General features: G+C 73.4%; 15 protein-coding genes. 6 read left to right on the top strand and 9 right to left on the bottom strand.

Features of this window, described 5'->3' with window-relative positions; genetic code table 11:
- Nucleotides 1-2 precede the first annotated feature (2 nt).
- Both STRAU_RS10965 and STRAU_RS10960 read right to left on the bottom strand, forming a co-directional pair.
- On the bottom strand, nt 3-1,115 hold the full coding sequence (locus tag STRAU_RS10965; RefSeq protein WP_016640359.1) for a carboxylate-amine ligase: 1,113 nt from the start codon (nt 1,113-1,115) through the stop codon (nt 3-5).
- 61 nt (nt 1,116-1,176) lie between these two features.
- Nucleotides 1,177-1,506 carry a hypothetical protein gene (locus STRAU_RS10960; RefSeq protein ID WP_037658640.1) on the bottom strand — a complete coding sequence of 110 codons (330 nt, stop codon included), beginning with the start codon at nt 1,504-1,506 and terminating at the stop codon, nt 1,177-1,179.
- 163 nt (nt 1,507-1,669) lie between these two features.
- Between STRAU_RS10960 and STRAU_RS10955 the strand changes: the two genes are divergently transcribed.
- Nucleotides 1,670-3,154, top strand: a complete 1,485-nt coding sequence (locus STRAU_RS10955) for a glycerophosphodiester phosphodiesterase family protein (RefSeq protein WP_016640357.1) — start codon at nt 1,670-1,672, stop codon at nt 3,152-3,154.
- 25 nt (nt 3,155-3,179) lie between these two features.
- Here STRAU_RS10955 and STRAU_RS10950 read toward each other — a convergent pair whose 3' ends face one another.
- From STRAU_RS10950 to STRAU_RS10930, 5 genes are all read right to left on the bottom strand, one after another.
- Nucleotides 3,180-3,800 carry an L-threonylcarbamoyladenylate synthase gene (locus STRAU_RS10950; RefSeq protein WP_016640356.1) on the bottom strand — a complete coding sequence of 207 codons (621 nt, stop codon included), beginning with the start codon at nt 3,798-3,800 and terminating at the stop codon, nt 3,180-3,182.
- A gap of 65 nt (nt 3,801-3,865) precedes the next feature.
- The gene (locus STRAU_RS10945; protein WP_016640355.1) at nt 3,866-4,798 is read right to left on the bottom strand and encodes a GNAT family N-acetyltransferase; all 933 of its coding nucleotides are present in this window, start codon (nt 4,796-4,798) and stop codon (nt 3,866-3,868) included.
- A 137-nt stretch (nt 4,799-4,935) separates the two neighbouring features.
- Nucleotides 4,936-5,469: a hypothetical protein gene (locus STRAU_RS10940; RefSeq protein ID WP_016640354.1), complete on the bottom strand. Its 534-nt coding sequence runs from the start codon at nt 5,467-5,469 to the stop codon at nt 4,936-4,938.
- Nucleotides 5,470-5,488: 19 nt separating this feature from the next.
- A complete protein-coding gene (locus tag STRAU_RS10935; RefSeq protein ID WP_016640353.1) occupies nt 5,489-6,148 on the bottom strand; it encodes a response regulator in 660 nt (219 codons plus the stop codon).
- Entirely contained in the window at nt 6,145-7,464 is a 1,320-nt protein-coding gene (locus tag STRAU_RS10930; protein WP_259299879.1) for a sensor histidine kinase, read from the bottom strand. Before STRAU_RS10930 ends, STRAU_RS10935 begins: the two co-directional genes overlap by 4 nt.
- 131 nt (nt 7,465-7,595) lie before the next feature.
- Between STRAU_RS10930 and STRAU_RS10925 the strand changes: the two genes are divergently transcribed.
- Entirely contained in the window at nt 7,596-8,573 is a 978-nt protein-coding gene (locus STRAU_RS10925; RefSeq protein WP_052029044.1) for an SDR family NAD(P)-dependent oxidoreductase, read from the top strand.
- Here STRAU_RS10925 and STRAU_RS10920 read toward each other — a convergent pair.
- Nucleotides 8,495-9,718, bottom strand: coding sequence for a sensor histidine kinase (locus tag STRAU_RS10920; RefSeq protein ID WP_052029041.1), 1,224 nt, complete (start codon nt 9,716-9,718; stop codon nt 8,495-8,497). The two genes, STRAU_RS10925 and STRAU_RS10920, sit on opposite strands and share 79 nt — an antisense overlap.
- Complete coding sequence (locus STRAU_RS10915) at nt 9,699-10,352, bottom strand: response regulator transcription factor (protein WP_016640350.1); 654 nt, start codon at nt 10,350-10,352, stop codon at nt 9,699-9,701. Before STRAU_RS10915 ends, STRAU_RS10920 begins: the two co-directional genes overlap by 20 nt.
- Before the next feature lie 88 nt (nt 10,353-10,440).
- Here STRAU_RS10915 and STRAU_RS10910 point away from each other — a divergent pair, with 88 nt between their 5' ends.
- From STRAU_RS10910 to STRAU_RS10895, 4 genes are all read left to right on the top strand, one after another.
- Complete coding sequence (locus STRAU_RS10910) at nt 10,441-11,025, top strand: hypothetical protein (protein WP_016640349.1); 585 nt, start codon at nt 10,441-10,443, stop codon at nt 11,023-11,025.
- Nucleotides 11,022-12,338, top strand: a complete 1,317-nt coding sequence (locus STRAU_RS10905; RefSeq protein ID WP_016640348.1) for a peptidoglycan-binding protein — start codon at nt 11,022-11,024, stop codon at nt 12,336-12,338. The genes STRAU_RS10910 and STRAU_RS10905 overlap by 4 nt, the downstream gene beginning before the upstream one ends.
- A gap of 104 nt (nt 12,339-12,442) precedes the next feature.
- A complete protein-coding gene (locus STRAU_RS10900; RefSeq protein ID WP_016640347.1) occupies nt 12,443-13,246 on the top strand; it encodes an ABC transporter ATP-binding protein in 804 nt (267 codons plus the stop codon).
- The gene (locus STRAU_RS10895; protein WP_016640346.1) at nt 13,243-14,454 is read left to right on the top strand and encodes an ABC transporter permease; all 1,212 of its coding nucleotides are present in this window, start codon (nt 13,243-13,245) and stop codon (nt 14,452-14,454) included. The genes STRAU_RS10900 and STRAU_RS10895 overlap by 4 nt, the downstream gene beginning before the upstream one ends.
- Nucleotides 14,455-14,459 lie beyond the last annotated feature (5 nt).

The raw sequence follows: 14,459 nt of genomic DNA, 5'->3' as shown, positions 1-14,459 counted from the left end.
GTTCACGGCTCCGAGGTGACCGCGGCGATCAGATCGTCGACGACATCCTCGAAGCGGGCCCGGCGGCGGTGGGCGGACCGTTGCCGGTGCGCCCCCGTCCCGTGGCTCAGCAGCCGCGCCCACGCCCCGCGTACGTTCCTCAGGTCCCCGCTCCGTTCCAGCGCCGGGCGGACGTGCGCGTACAGCAGGCCGGCCAGATCTCCGGCCGGCCGCAGGCGGGCGGAGCGGACGTCGAAGCCGTGGCCGCTCAGCCCGTCGCGGGCGGCCCGCCAGTACGCCGCGCGCAGCACCTCCGGTGCCGGATCGGGCACCCGCTCACCGGCGGCCACACCACGCAGCGCGGTCTCCACCAAGGCCCGTACCAGCGCCGCGTACACCACCGTCTCGTCGGCGGTCATCAGCGCGTCCGCCACCCGCACCTCCAGGGTCGGGACATGCGACGACGGCCGAACGTCCCAGTAGAGGCCGCCCGAGTCCATGACCGCCCCGGAGGCGCGCAACCGGCCCACCAGGTCCTCGAAGTGCGCGACGGACTCGAAGTAGGGCGGCGGCCCGGCCACCGGCCAGCGCGCCCAGGACAGGGTGCGCCAGCTCGCGTAGCCGGTGTCGCGCCCGGCCCAGAAAGGGGAGTTCGCCGTGAGCGAGACGAGCACCGGAAGCCACGGCCGCAGGTGATTGCTCACCTCCACGGCGAGGGCGCGGTCGTCGAGGCCGATGTGGACGTGGCAGGCGCCCGCGCACTGCTCGTCGTCGAGGGCCCGGAAGACCTCCAGGCTGCGGGCATACCGCGGCTCGGGAGTGACCGGCAGCGGCAGTACGTCACCGAGCACCGGCGAACCGGACGAGACCACGGCCAGGCCCTGCTGCGCGGCGGCGCCCGCGACGGTCCGGCGCATCTCCCGCACGTCCTCGGCGAGTTGGCCGAGGCCGGTGTGCGGCCGGGTCCTCGCCTCGACCTGGAAGCGGGTGATCTCGTCGCCGACCCGTTCCTCGCCCAGCCGCTTGGCGGCCGCCGAGGCCACGGCGTCGGCACCCGGACGCACGGCGCGCGACGCCGGGTCGACGATGAGGTACTCCTCCTCCACCCCGATCGTCAGATGTCCGTCACTCCGCATGAGCGCGAGCTTCTCACGAGGGGACGCGGTGGCCCGGCCGGAAAGCAGCCAGCCTGCGCGATCAGTGGCCCAAAAGCCGTGGGTCCACGCCTCCTTGGCGGATGTTGATCTCGGCGACGCCGTGGTCGGCGCGTCCGCCGGCGGACCGCAGGGCCCGGCGTGTCACGGCGACAGCGGTGTCCGCCGCCTCACCGGGTGTCTCGGCGAAGACCTGCACGGTGGCGCCGACGGAGAAGAAGGCACCGGTCGGGGCATTGGAGGTCGCGGTCGGCACGATCTCGTACTGCGGCTCACCTTCCAGCGCGTCGACCATGCCCTCCTGGAGCGTCGCCCACTCGTCGTCCGTGACGTCCAGCAGCAGCTGTACGTCGATTTCCCAGTCACTGGCCATCGCGGGCACCCTCATCCGAATCCGTCCACTTGGGCGGGCGTCCGGAGCCGCGGCCGAGAACCGCGGCTCCGGAGCCGACACCAGATGATCTCGCGTCAGGCGTTTGCGCGACAGGCCGGGCCGGTCGTGGACGGGCGGCATCCGCTGCCCGATGCTCTCGCCCATGCCCTCGCACAAGATCTCGCGCCGCTCCTGTCCCGCACCGAGCATCACCCGGCCGAGCCCGCGCCGCCGTCTCGCCGTCCGCCTGACCGTCACCGTCACCGCGTGTGCGATGACACTCGCCGGAACCACCCCCGGCACGTCCGCGGCGGAGCGCGAGGCGCCCAAGGACACCGCAGCCGACCGCGCGTACCGCGACTTCCTCGACCACGGGCCCGACATCGGCGTCATGACCGCCGCCCACCGGGGCCAGTGGCGCGAGGCGCCCGAGAACAGCCTCCCCGCGATGCTGGCGGCCTTCGCGGACGGCGCCGAGATCGTCGAGGCCGACGTCCGGCTGACCAAGGACGGCATCCCCGTCCTGATGCACGACGCGACCGTGGACCGCACCACCGACGGCACCGGCCGCGTCGCCGACCTCACCTACGCCCAACTGCGCGCCCTGCGCCTGCGCGAGGGCCTCGGCGGCCGTCAGGCGGCACTCACCGGCCACCGCGTCCCCACGCTCGCCCAGGCCATGGAGGCCGCCCGGACCCGCGGGCTCGTCAACCTCGACCAGGCGTGGCCGCACCGTGAGGCCGTCTGGCGCGTCCTTGAGAAGACCCGCACCGTGCGCAACGGCCTGTTCAAGTCCCGCGCGCCGGTCACCGAGGTGCGGGCGTTCCGCACCCGCCACCCCGGCGCGCTCTACATGCACCTCGTCGACGACGCCAACGCCGCCTCCGTGACGGAGTTCGGGGACGACCGGCCACCCGCCTTCGAGGTGGTCTTCGACGACGTCCGCGATGTCGTGGCCGACACCGCGTTCGTGCGGCGGCTGCGGACGACGAGCCGTGTCTGGGTCAACAGCATGCGGTACGGCCTGGCGGCCCGGTACACGGACGAGGCGTCGCTGATCGCCCCGGCACGCGGCTGGGCCACGCTCATCGGCCGCCACGGCGCGTCGATCGTCCAGACCGACAACGTCGAGGCGTTGGAGACCTACCTCGCCACGGGAGCGGCGGGCGCGGTGCCGCCCGGCGCGGTACGCGTCCAGGGGGAGGACCACGCCCCGGGCGGTGAGGGAGTGGCGTACCACGACACGGACGCAGGAAACCGGGGCGACGGGCCCGGGCGCCCCGGCGCTGACGTCGACGTGTGCGATCACGACGGCGCGGTGGCGGTGTGCTGGATGCGCGGCTCGGAGTGGCTCACGTACACCGTCGACGTGCCGCGGTCCGGCCGCTACGCCCTGAAGGTCCGGGTGTCTTCGCCGTACGCCCCCGCCGGGACTTACCGAGTCGCCTTCGACGGCGGCGCGCCCGGCGCCGCCGCGCGCGTCGCCAACACGACGGGGCACCACGCCTTCGCCCTTCAGGACAGCGGTGTGACGCGGTCGCTGGAGCGCGGCCGGCACACCCTGCGGCTGTCCCTGGACGCGGACGCGTACCAGAACTGGAACCTGGACCATCTCCAGCTGGAGCCGGTCGGCGGCGGACGTGGATGAGCGGTGCGTACGGCGCTGTACGGCGCTATTCGAACCGCGAGGTGTCGCCCGCACCGTGGCGGACGATCTCGATGTCGCCGCCGGAGAAGTCGATGACCGTCGTCGGCTCCGTGCCGCAGTCGCCGGAGTCGAGGACGGCGTCCACCGTGTGGTCGAGGCGCTCCTTGATCTCCCAGCCCTGTGTCATCGGCGCCTCCTCGCCGGGCAGCAGCAGGGTGCTGGAGAGCAGCGGCTCACCGAGCTCCGCGAGGAGGGCCTGGGCGACGGCATGGTCGGGAATCCGGACTCCGACCGTCTTCTTCTTCGGGTGCAGCAGCTGGCGCGGCACCTCCTTCGTCGCGGGGAGGATGAAGGTGTAACTGCCCGGCGTCGCCGCCTTGATCGCGCGGAACACGTCGTTGTCGATGTGCACGAACTGACCCAACTGCGCGAAGGTCTCGCACACGAGCGTGAAGTGGTGCCGGTCGTCCAGGTTCCGGATGGTGCGGATCCGCGCGATGCCGTCACGGTTGCCCAACTGGCAGCCCAGCGCGTAACAGGAGTCCGTCGGGTACGCGATGAGCGCGCCGGAGCGGATGCTGTCCGCGACACTGCCGATGGTGCGCCGCTGCGGGTTCTCGGGGTGCACGTCGAAGTACTTCGCCATCCGCCGAGTCTAGGCGGGGGCCGGCGTGACGGATGGGGTGGGCGGGGCCGAGTCGTTGTCGCGTGTCACAGGGAGCGGTGGAACTCCAGCCTGTCGGCGAAGTTCTCGTAGCCGGCCCGGGTGAACGCCTTCGCCATGGCCGTGTTCGCCGCGTCGCAGTCCCCGCGGATCTCCTCGGCGCCGTTCGCGGCGAGGATCCGGGTGCCGCGGACCACGGCCGAGGCCGCGTAGCCCTTGCCGCGGTGGGCGGGGGCGACACCGATGAAGCCGATCACGGGCACGCTGGGATTCTCCGCCGGCAGGCTGATCACCGCGGGGCTGCCGTCCGCGTCGTAGCCGATCTCCCACCACTGCGGTTCGTGCCGCATCGAGGCCGTCAGCTCGAAGATCTTCTCGGCCGCCCGCCGCGCCCCGTACTCCTGGACGTCGGCGGCCAGCCGGGCGTCCGCCGTCTCGGCCAGCAACTGCTCCAGGAGGTCGATGAACGGTTCGGGGCCGAGGCCGGCGAGGGAGCGGAACGTCAGCCGGGGGTCGTCGGCCGGCAGTTCACCCGGCACCCGCAGCCTGAATCTCCGCCCGTCGCGGATGACCCGGAAGCCGGAGCGCCGGAGCAGTTCGGCCCGGCGCTCCGGGTCCTGCTGGAACTGCGGTTCCTGCGCGGGCGAGTCGACGACATGCTCCAACTCGTCCGCACCGAGCGCCCGCGCCCTGGTGACCGCCGCGTCGAGCAGCGCGGCCCCGGTGGCGTCCTGGTCGGCCGGCGCCTCGAACAGGACGAAGGCGTACGGGACGTCCTGACCCGGCACGGTCCACAGCACCACGCTGCCCGTCACCTGCCCGGCGCCGTCCTCGGCGACGAGACACCACTCGGGCCGGGTGCACTTGGAGTCGAGCAACTGGCCGAGATAGGCGCGGGTCGCCGCGTTGCGTTCGGGGTCCTCGGGAAGTTCGAACAGTGCGGGGAGCTCGTGCGGTCGGGCGGAACGGATCAGCGTCACAGGCAGACCTTCGCGGAGAGAGGGCGGGCGCGGTTCACATGCGCCCTGAGAACCTAGCCTCCGGCCCGCCGCCGGACGACTGGATTTCTTGCGCGGCGTGCCGGGGTCGGGGCGAAGGCGGGGGTTCAAAGACAGGCTCAGGTGCCGAGGAGCTCGATGATTTCGCTCACCCGGCGCGCCGGGAGGGGGGTCCACCGCGGCGTTGGCGCCAGCCGGGAGACCACTGCGCCGAGCCACTCCGGGTCGCCGAGGCGGTGCAGCGCCTTCGCCTCGGATGTCTTCGCGACCAGGTCGATCACCAGAGCCATGTGCATGGACGTGTAAGTGCGGTCGTGGTGGGTGTAGTTCACCGACCAGGGCTTGTACCGATCACGAATGCCGGACAGGGAGCAGCCGTCGCGGCCACCGTCCATTTGGCCGCTTGCCGCGACGATGACACCCCCGGTGCGGGTGGCCATCCATGGCTTCATGGTGGCCCTCAGCCGAACGGTGTGGAGGCTGCTCCACGGGACGATGTCCCGGGATTCCACCTCTCCCCGCATGTGGTGCTCGATGCCTTCGGCGGCGAGCACCAGGCACGACCCCTCGTTCCGCTTCGGGTCCCCGATGACCCATCGGTTCCCGACCAGTTCCAGCGGCCCCAGGTGCTGCATCATCCCCTCGCCGATCATGTGTTCCCCTGCCCGAAATTTACCCTGCCGTGGCGCCCGACCGGACGGCGAGGAGGGCGAGGCGGATGCGGTTGTCGCACCGCGTCTTGGCCATCAGGTTCGCCACGTGCGTCTTGACCGTGGTCAGTCCCAGGTGCAGCCGATCGCCGATCTCCTTGTTCGACAGACCCTGGCCCAGCAGGGCGAGGACCTCGCGCTCGCGCGGCGTCAGGCCCGCCGGAAGCGGCGCGGACTCCCGCGCGGCCGGGGAGCCGTCGTCCGCGCGCAGCGCCCGGGTGACAAGGCGGTCCAGCGCGGCCTTGCTGAAGGGGGCCTCGCCCTGCGCGGCACGCCGTACGCCGTCCAGGAGCTGGGCCGGGGGAGTGTCCTTCACCAGGAATCCGCACGCCCCGGCGGCCAGCGCCGGGTAGAGGTGATCGTCGTCGTCGAACGTCGTCAGGGCCACCACGCGCACGGCGGGGCGGGCCGCCGTGATCCGCCGGGTGGCCGTGATGCCGTCGACGCCCGGCATGCGCAGGTCCATCAGGACCACGTCGGGGGCGAGGCGTTCGGCCAGGCGTACGGCGTCGGCCCCGTCGCCGGCCTCGCCCACGAGGTCGATGTCCGGGGGCTGTTCGAAGAGCATGCGCAGGCCCATGCGGACGAGCTGCTGGTCGTCGACGACGAGCAGACGGATCACAGGCGGGCCTCCCGCACTTCCGAGGCGGCACCCGAAGCCGCGCCCGAGGTCGCACCCGAAGCCGTGCCCGCGGCAGGAGCTGACGCCACGTCCGCAGCCGCCATGCCCGGCGCGGCTGCCATGCCCGGCGGCCCGGCAGGCAGCTCCGCCCGCAGGCTCCACCCCCGCCCGGAGGGCCCCGCGTCCAAGTGCCCGCCCAGCAACTGCACACGCTCGCGCATGCCGATCAGGCCGTGGCCGGAGGGTCCCGGCTCCGGGACCCGGGGCGGACGGCCCGCTCCGTCGTCGTCGACCGAGACCCGCACCGCGCCGTCCCCGGTCACGCGGACGGTCACCTCCGCGTGCGCGCCCGCCCCGGCGTGACGGGCGGCGTTGGCCAGCCCTTCCTGTACGAGGCGCAGCACGGCGAGCCCGCGGGCGGTGTCGACCCGCGCCAGCTCCCGCTCGTCCACCTCGGCGCTGACGGCGAGGCCGGAGCGGCCGCTCTGCTCGACGACCGACGCCAGGGCCGTGGCCAGCGCTCCGGGGGACAGCAGCGGCGAGGCGTCGGGGTCGACGCTGTCGGGGTCGCGCAGGACCGCCACGAGGCGCCGCAGGTCGGCCAGGGCCGCGCTGCCGCTGGCGTGCAGATCGTCGAGGACGGCCGTCATCCGCGGGTCGGCCGCGCCGTCCGTGCCCGCGGCCGGGAGGACATGACGGGCGACACCCACCCGCAGCACCATCGAGGAGACATGGTGGGCCACCAGGTCGTGCAACTCCCGTGCCACGCTGGCCCGTTCGGCGGCCCGGGCGGCCAGCAGCCGCTGCTCGGCGCGCGCCTCCTCGAGCGTCATGTGCTCCTGGGCGCGCCGCGCGGCTTCGCGTACGGACCGTACGTACGCGCCGAACAGCAGGGGCACGCCCGCCACGACGCCCATCTTGTAGAGCACGGAGAGGAGTTCGGCGGGCAGGTCGGTGATCCGGTTCGCGGCCACGGCGCACGCCAGGACGGCCGCCGCGACCACCGGCCGCCGCCCCGGCGTCCGTACTGCGAGTTCGAAGAGGGTGAGCGCGGCCAGTACCTTCAAGGCCGCCACCGGCTCGGCGCCCGCGGCATGCGCGGCCACGACCAGGGCCGGCAGGGCGAGCGCCGCCCCGAACAGCCACCGGGTCCCCGCCACGCACAGCGCGAGACCGGCCGCGGCGCATCCCCAGTCCGCCGCGCCGGAGGGCCGCTGGACCAGGAGCAGGTCGCCGAGGAGCGTGCCCGCGATCACCAAGACCCGTACAGCGGCGTACTTCTCGTCGAAGACCGGCTCCACCCATGATCGCTTCACGGGTCTCACGATAAGTGCCGCCCCCGGGACCCGGGCTCCTGCCGTGGGAGGAGGCCGCCTCCTCCCACCAGCCGGTTCACCGGCCCGTCGGCGGAAGCGGGCCGCCCGCCCACGCTGACAGCGTGACCGGCATGAACGCACACGGCACGAACGCACGCGGCACGAACGCACAGGGCGCGACCGCACACGACACGTCCGCACACGACACCACCCGGCGCTCCCTCCTCGGCGGCGCCGCCGCCCTCGGCCTCGCCTCCCTGGCCCTCGACGGCACCGCGCACGCCGCGGAGTCCGCCGCGCGCCGGCCCGCCCGCGGTCGCTTCGCGGGAACCTCGGTCCTCATCACCGGCGCCACCTCCGGCATCGGCGAGGCGACCGCCCGCGCCTTCGCCGCCGCGGGCGCGCACGTCGGATTCTGCGGCCGCCGCGCGGAGTTGGGGCGCACGGTGGAACGCGAGATCCGTGCTGCCGGAGGCGAGGCCACGTACGTCCGGGCCGATGTGCGCGAGGCCGAACAGGTGCGGTCCTTCGTGGACCGGATCGCCCACCGCTACGGCGGCATCGACGTGGCCTTCAACAACGCGGGCATCGGCAGCGCCAAGCTGCCCCACGAGATGACCGCCGAGGAGTGGGACGACGTGCAGGCCACCAACGCCCGCGGGATGTTCCTCGCCCTCAAGTACGAGATCCCGCACATGCTCAGGGCGGGGCACGGCATCGTCATCTGCACCTCGTCGTCGGCCGCCGAGCAGGCCCGGCCGAACGGCGCCGCCTATACGGCGAGCAAGCGCGCCGTGCAGGGCATCGTGAAGTCCGCCGCCCTCGCCTACGGACCCAAGGGCATCCGCGTCAACGCCCTTCTCCCCGGCACCACCGACACCGCCTTCGTCCGCCCACCGGGCATCCCGGACGCCGACTGGGCCCAGTACAAGAAGGCGTTCGGCCCCCTGAACGTCGACGGCCTGGAACGCATGGCGGAACCCGCGGAGATCGCCCGCGCCGTACTCGCCCTGGCCTCCGACGACTTCCCCTACATGACCGGTGCCTCGGTCGCGGTGGACGGCGGAAGCACGGCGGGCCGCAAGATGCTCCGGCCCGGCGGTCCGTGACCGAACGCGACCGTGATGTCGAGGCCCCCCTCAGGCCCGGGCAGCGCGGTCACGCGTGCGCCGTGGGCGTCGGCGACCGCGGCGACGATCGACATGCCCAGGCCGTGGCCCTCCGGAGGGCCGGTGCGGGTCTCGAAGCGCTGGAAGGGCTGGAAGAGGTCGGCGACGCGCTCGTGCGGGATACGCGGCCCGCTGTTCGTCAGCCGCAGCACCGGCCGCCCGTCGCTCACCCCCGTGTGGACGCGGATCCAGCCGCCGGGCACGTTGTGGCGTACCGCGTTGGCGACGAGATTCGTCACCAGGCTCTCCAGCAGGCGCGGGTCGCCGACCGTCGGGGCCGGGCCCGGCGACAGCTGGACGCGCAGACCGGTGGGGGCCTGCTCGCGCAGGACGGCGCGCGCGAGCGCCGCAAGGTCGACGCGCTCGCTCCGCTGGAGACCGAGCTGGCCGCGGGCGAGGGTGAGGAGGGCCTCGATGAGGTGCTCCTGGCGCTCGCCCGTGACCAGGAGGCGTTCGCAGACGGCGCGCAGGGACCGCGCGTCCGCCGCCGGGTTGGCGAGCGCGACCTCGATCAAGGCCCGCTGCAGGGTGAGCGGGGTGCGCAGCTCGTGCGAGGCGTTGGCGACGAAGCGCTTCTGCGCGGTGAACGCCGTGTCGAGGCGCCCCAGCAGACCGTCGAACGTGTCGCCGAGGTCCTTGAGCTCGTCGTCCGGGCCTGCCACCGCCAGGCGTTCGTGGAGGTTGCGCTCGGAGATGCGACGCGCCTTGTCCGCCATCGTACGGACCGGACGCAGCGCACGGCCCGCCATCAGCCACCCCAGCGCCACGGACACGGCCGACATGAGAGCGAGCGCGATCCCGGACTGGGTGAGCAACTGCTCCAGCATCGCCGCGCGCTGCGCCGCCCCCGGATCGGCCAGTCGGCCGGTGTCCTGGGGCAGCCAGGGAGCCGCGCCCGTGCCGGTCATCTTGCGCACTATCTGCGGTTTACGGGTGGCCACGAGGACGTACGTGACGATGAGCAGCGCCGCCCCCGACACCAGGAACAGCCCGCCGTAGAGCAGCGTCAGACGCAGCCGCACGGTCCAGCGGAACCGGCGCGGGGCGGGGGAGGGGCCCACGCGGTCAGATGCGGTAGCCGGCATGGGGCACCGTCTCTATCACCGGCGGGTCGCCGAGCTTGCGGCGGAGCCGGCTGACTGTGACCTTCACGGTGTTGGTGAAGGGGTCGGCCGCCTGGTCCCAGGCCCGCTCCAGGAGCTGCTCCGCGGAGACGACGCCGCCCCGTGCGCCGAGCAGCAGTTCCAGGACGGCGAGTTCCTTGGGGGAGAGGTCGAGGCGGCGGCCGCCTCGGCGGGCGACGCGCTGCGCGGAGTCCAAGGTGAGATCGCCCCGGGTGAGGACGGGGGGCACGGCCGGCTGGGCGCGGCGCCCCAAGGCCCTGACCCGGGCGATGAGTTCGGCGAAGGCGAACGGTTTGGGGAGATAGTCGTCGGCCCCCAGGGAGAGACCGCCGACCCGGTCCTCGATCGTCGTGGCGGCCGTGAGCATCAGCACCCGGCAGCGGCCGCCGCGCGCGACCAGCACCCGGCACACCTCGTCGCCGTGCACGCGCGGCAGGTCGCGGTCCAGGACGACGACGTCGTAGTCGTGCACGAGGGCGAGGTCCAGGGCCTCCCCGCCGTCGTACGCGAGATCGACGGCCATGCCGTCCTGGCGCAGGCCCGTGGCCACGGTGTCGGCCAGCTCCCGGTGGTCCTCGACAATCAGCACGCGCATGGCCGACAGAATGCCGCAGGGGGCGTTACGCCGGCATAACAGTCCGCGTTCCCGCCATGTAACCAGTGGGTCCGTAGACCTTGACCGCATGACACAGACGTACAAACGCAAGAGCGCACGGACAAGAGCCGTCGCCCCGCTGCTCGCCTCGGTGGTGCTGACGGGAGCTGTCCTGACGGCATGCTCGGACGGGTCGTCGCAGGCGGCGGACGCGGACGGGCCGGGGGCGGTGGAGAAGCCGTCGCCGACCGGCCCGGAGGAGCGCGGCCTCGCGTACGCGAAGTGCATGCGCGAGAACGGGGTGCCCAAGTTCCCCGACCCTGAACAGGGCGGCGGCGGCATCAGGATCGGCCCCGGTATGGGCGTCGACCCCCAGTCGTCGGAGTTCAAGAAGGCCCAGGAGGCGTGCAAGGACCTGTCTCCGCAGGGAGCGGGCGGCCCGAACGGGGGCAAGCCGCTCGACTCCGCGAAGGTCGCCGAGTGGGCGCGGTGCATGCGGGAGAACGGCGTGCCCAAGTTCCCCGACCCGGAGATCGACGGCGGGTCGATGGTCATCGACATGTCGGCCGTCGGGATGACGGGCGACGACCCCAAGTTCCAGGAGGCCATGGAGGCATGCCGCGACAAGCGGCCCTCCGGCGGCGTGATGATGAAGGGCGGCGGGGGCCAGTGAGCGGGTCGGACGCGGGCGTGAGCGGGCCCGTCGCCGAGGTGAGCGGGCCGGAGACCGACGACCGGCCGCGTGTTCCGGACGACAGCGGCACGGTCCTCGACAGCGGTGGCGCCGAGGGCTTTCCGCCCGGTGCCGGTGCCGCCGGGCCGTCCCGGCGCCGACGGCGGCCCCTGCGTACGTCGCTGATCGTCCTGGCCGCGACCGCGGTCGCCGGCGCGGGCGGCATCGCCGCGACCGGCGCGCTCGGCGGTGACGGTGCCGGCCCCGCCGCGGCCGACCCGTCGGGACCGGCCCGTACGGCCACCGTCGAGAAGCGGACGCTCACCCGTGGCGAGACGGTCGACGGCACGCTCGGATACGGCGAGGCGAGCCCGGTGCGGGCGGCCGGGGCGGGCGGCGCGAGCGAACCGGCCGGCGAGGGCGGGGCATCCGCTGCCCCCGAGAGCGGCAATGCCACCGACTCCGGGGGAACCCTCACCTGGCTGCCCGCCGAAGGCCAGGAGATCGAACGCGGAGAGACGGTGTACAGCACGGACGAGAAGAAGGTGCCGCTGCTGTACGGCTCCACCCCGCTCTACCGCACGCTCGACGTGGGCGCCGAGGGCGACGACGTGGAAATGCTTGAGAAGAACCTGGCCGCGCTCGGCCACACCGGCTTCACCGTGGACGAGGAGTACACCTCGGGCACCGCGGAGGCCGTCAAGGACTGGCAGGAGGACCTGGGCCGGGGGGAGACGGGCGAGGTCGCGCCGGGCGACGCCGTCGTGGCGTCCGGAGCCAGGCGCGTCGCCGAGGTCAAGTCGTCCCGCGGCGACGCCGCCTCGGGCGAGGTGCTCACCTGGACCGGCACCGCGCGGAAGATCACCGTCGATCTGGAGGCGCAGTACGAGGACCTGGTCGAGGAAGACGCCAAGGCCACCGTCGCCCTGCCAGACGGCACGGAGGCCGAGGCCCGCGTGACGGACGTCGGCACCGCCGCCACCGCCAAACCCTCCGAGGACGGCGGCGACTCCCAGGGCGGCGCCGACGGTGCCACCCTGCCCGTCGAGCTCACCGTCAAGGACCAGAAGAAGCTGGGCCGTTACCAGGCGGCCCCCGTGGACGTGACGCTGGCCGCCGAGAGCCGCGAGGACGTCCTCGCCGTTCCCGTCGGCGCACTCGTCGCACGCAAGGGCGGCGGCTACGCGGTCCAGGCCGTCACCGGCTCCGGCGTCGCACACCGGCCGGTGGAGCTCGGCATGTTCGCGAACGGCATGGTCGAGGTGTCCGGCGACGGCATCACCGAGGGCCTGAAGGTGGGGGTGCCGAAGTGAAGCCGTCCGCAGCCGCACGGGCGGGCCGCGAAACGAGTCGGCTCGCGCGCGAGGATGGAGACCTCGAAGCGAGGCGGTCCGCACACGCGGACGGAGACCCCGAAGTGCCGCCGCCCGTCGTCGAGTTGGAACAGGTGTCGAAGACATACGGGGACGTGGCCGCGCTGGCCGGGGCCGGACTCGTCGTCCGGCGCGGGGAAATGCTGGCGATCGTCGGCCCGTCCGGCTCCGGCAAGTCGACGATGCTCAACATCATGGGGACGCTGGACCGCCCGTCCGCGGGGACGGTCCGCGTCGACGGCCACGCGATCGACGCCCTGTCCGACCGCCAGCTGGCCGCGCTGCGCGCCCGCACCATCGGCTTCGTCTTCCAGGCGTTCCACCTGGCGGCGGGCGTGCCGGCCCTCGACGCGGTCGCGGACGGCCTGCTCTACAGCGGCCTGCCGCGCGGCGAGCGGCGCCGCCTCGCGGAGCGCGCGCTGCGCCGCGTCGGCCTCGGCGCACGCCTGCACAACGAGCCGCACCAGCTCTCCGGAGGCGAGAAACAACGCGTGGCGATAGCACGCGCCGTACTCGGCGCCCCTTCCCCCGGCTCTGCGAGCAGGGGAGACGGAGGCCCCTTGCTGCTGCTCGCGGACGAGCCGACGGGCGCGCTCGACTCGCGATCGGGGGAGGTGGTCATGGATCTCCTGCACGAACTGCACCGGGCGGGCACCACGGTCGTGGTCATCACGCACGACCGGGACATCGCGGCGTCGCTGCCGCGCGAGGTACGTATCAAGGACGGCCGGATCGAACACGACTCCGGCACCGCCGAGCCCTTCACCGGCCGCGCGGCACCCCACACCTTCGCCACCGAGCACGAACACGAGCACGACGCCGCTGTCGTGGAACGGGTGAGCCGATGAGTACGGCGACACGGCCGCGGCCGAAACCGGCCCGGCTGAGCCCGGCGGACGTGGTGCGCACGGGCGGCTCGGGCCTGCGCTCGCGCCCGATGCGCGTGTTCCTCTCGGCTCTGGGCATCGCGATCGGGATCGCCGCGATGATCGGCGTCGTGGGCATCTCCACCTCCAGCCAGGAGGAACTGGACCGCAAAATGGCGGCACTGGGCACCAACCTGCTGACGGCCGCGCCCGGCCAGTCCTTCAGCGGCAGCGCGGCGCATCTGCCGGACGAGGCCGTCGAGATGGTGGGCGCCGTCGAGGGAGTGGAGTCGGTCTCGGCGATCGGCAAGACCGCCGCGAAGGTGTACCGCAACGACCACGTCCCCAAGGAAGTGACCGGCGGAATCGGCGTGTACGCGGCACGCACCGACCTGCCCGGGACCGTGGGCGTGGACGTGGTCGACGGCCGCTGGCTGAACGCGGCCACCTCCCGCTACCCGGCGGTGGTCCTCGGCGCGAGGGCCGCCGAACAGCTCGGCGTCCACGCCTCGGGCCCGGACACCCAAGTGTGGCTCGGTGACCGGTGGTTCACCGTGGTGGGCCTCCTCGCCCCGAACGAACTCGCCCCCGAACTCGACTCGGCCGCGCTCGTCGGCTGGCCCGCCGCCGAACAGGAGCTGGACTTCGACGGCTTCGCGACGACGGTGTACGCACGGGCGGACGAGCCGTCGGTGACCGACGTCCAGGAGGTCCTCGGCGCGACGGCGAACCCGGAGAACCCCAACGAGGTGAACGTCTCCCGCCCCTCCGACGCGCTCGCGGCGAAGCAGGCGACCGACGACGCCCTGTCCGGTCTCCTCCTGGGCCTGGGCGCGGTGGCACTCCTGGTGGGCGGGGTCGGAGTGGCCAACACCATGGTCATCTCGGTCCTGGAACGACGGGCGGAGATCGGTCTGCGCCGCTCCCTGGGCGCCACCAGGGGCCAGATCCGCACCCAATTCCTGTGCGAATCCCTGCTGTTGTCGGCCCTCGGCGGTCTGGGCGGCGTCGCCCTGGGCATCGCGGTGACGGCGGGGTACGCGGGCTACCAGGGCTGGCCGACGGTCGTCCCCCTGTGGGCGATGGCCGGCGGCGTGGCCGCCACCCTCGTGATCGGCGGCCTGGCGGGCTTCTACCCGGCGGTGCGGGCCGCGCGGCTTCCGCCCACGGAAGCCCTGGCGGCGGCGTGAGGCGC

The organism is Streptomyces aurantiacus JA 4570 (genome assembly GCF_000414115.1).
GTDB classification, from domain to species: Bacteria; Actinomycetota; Actinomycetes; order Streptomycetales; family Streptomycetaceae; genus Streptomyces; species Streptomyces aurantiacus_A.
Note: the sequence above shows the minus strand (reverse complement) of the source record. Positions and strands in the feature narration are given on the sequence as shown.

Excerpts from the sequence above, each read along its gene's own strand:
- STRAU_RS10920 (WP_052029041.1), bottom strand. The coding sequence starts at position 9,718 with ATGCCGGCTACCGCATCTGACCGCGTGGGCCCCTCCCCCGCCCCGCGC.
- STRAU_RS10895 (WP_016640346.1), top strand. The coding sequence starts at position 13,243 with ATGAGTACGGCGACACGGCCGCGGCCGAAACCGGCCCGGCTGAGCCCG.
- STRAU_RS10925 (WP_052029044.1), top strand. The coding sequence starts at position 7,596 with ATGAACGCACACGGCACGAACGCACGCGGCACGAACGCACAGGGCGCG.
- STRAU_RS10940 (WP_016640354.1), bottom strand. The coding sequence starts at position 5,469 with ATGATCGGCGAGGGGATGATGCAGCACCTGGGGCCGCTGGAACTGGTC.
- STRAU_RS10965 (WP_016640359.1), bottom strand. The coding sequence starts at position 1,115 with ATGCGGAGTGACGGACATCTGACGATCGGGGTGGAGGAGGAGTACCTC.
- STRAU_RS10910 (WP_016640349.1), top strand. The coding sequence starts at position 10,441 with ATGACACAGACGTACAAACGCAAGAGCGCACGGACAAGAGCCGTCGCC.
- STRAU_RS10960 (WP_037658640.1), bottom strand. The coding sequence starts at position 1,506 with ATGGCCAGTGACTGGGAAATCGACGTACAGCTGCTGCTGGACGTCACG.
- STRAU_RS10955 (WP_016640357.1), top strand. The coding sequence starts at position 1,670 with ATGCCCTCGCACAAGATCTCGCGCCGCTCCTGTCCCGCACCGAGCATC.
- STRAU_RS10915 (WP_016640350.1), bottom strand. The coding sequence starts at position 10,352 with ATGCGCGTGCTGATTGTCGAGGACCACCGGGAGCTGGCCGACACCGTG.
- STRAU_RS10950 (WP_016640356.1), bottom strand. The coding sequence starts at position 3,800 with ATGGCGAAGTACTTCGACGTGCACCCCGAGAACCCGCAGCGGCGCACC.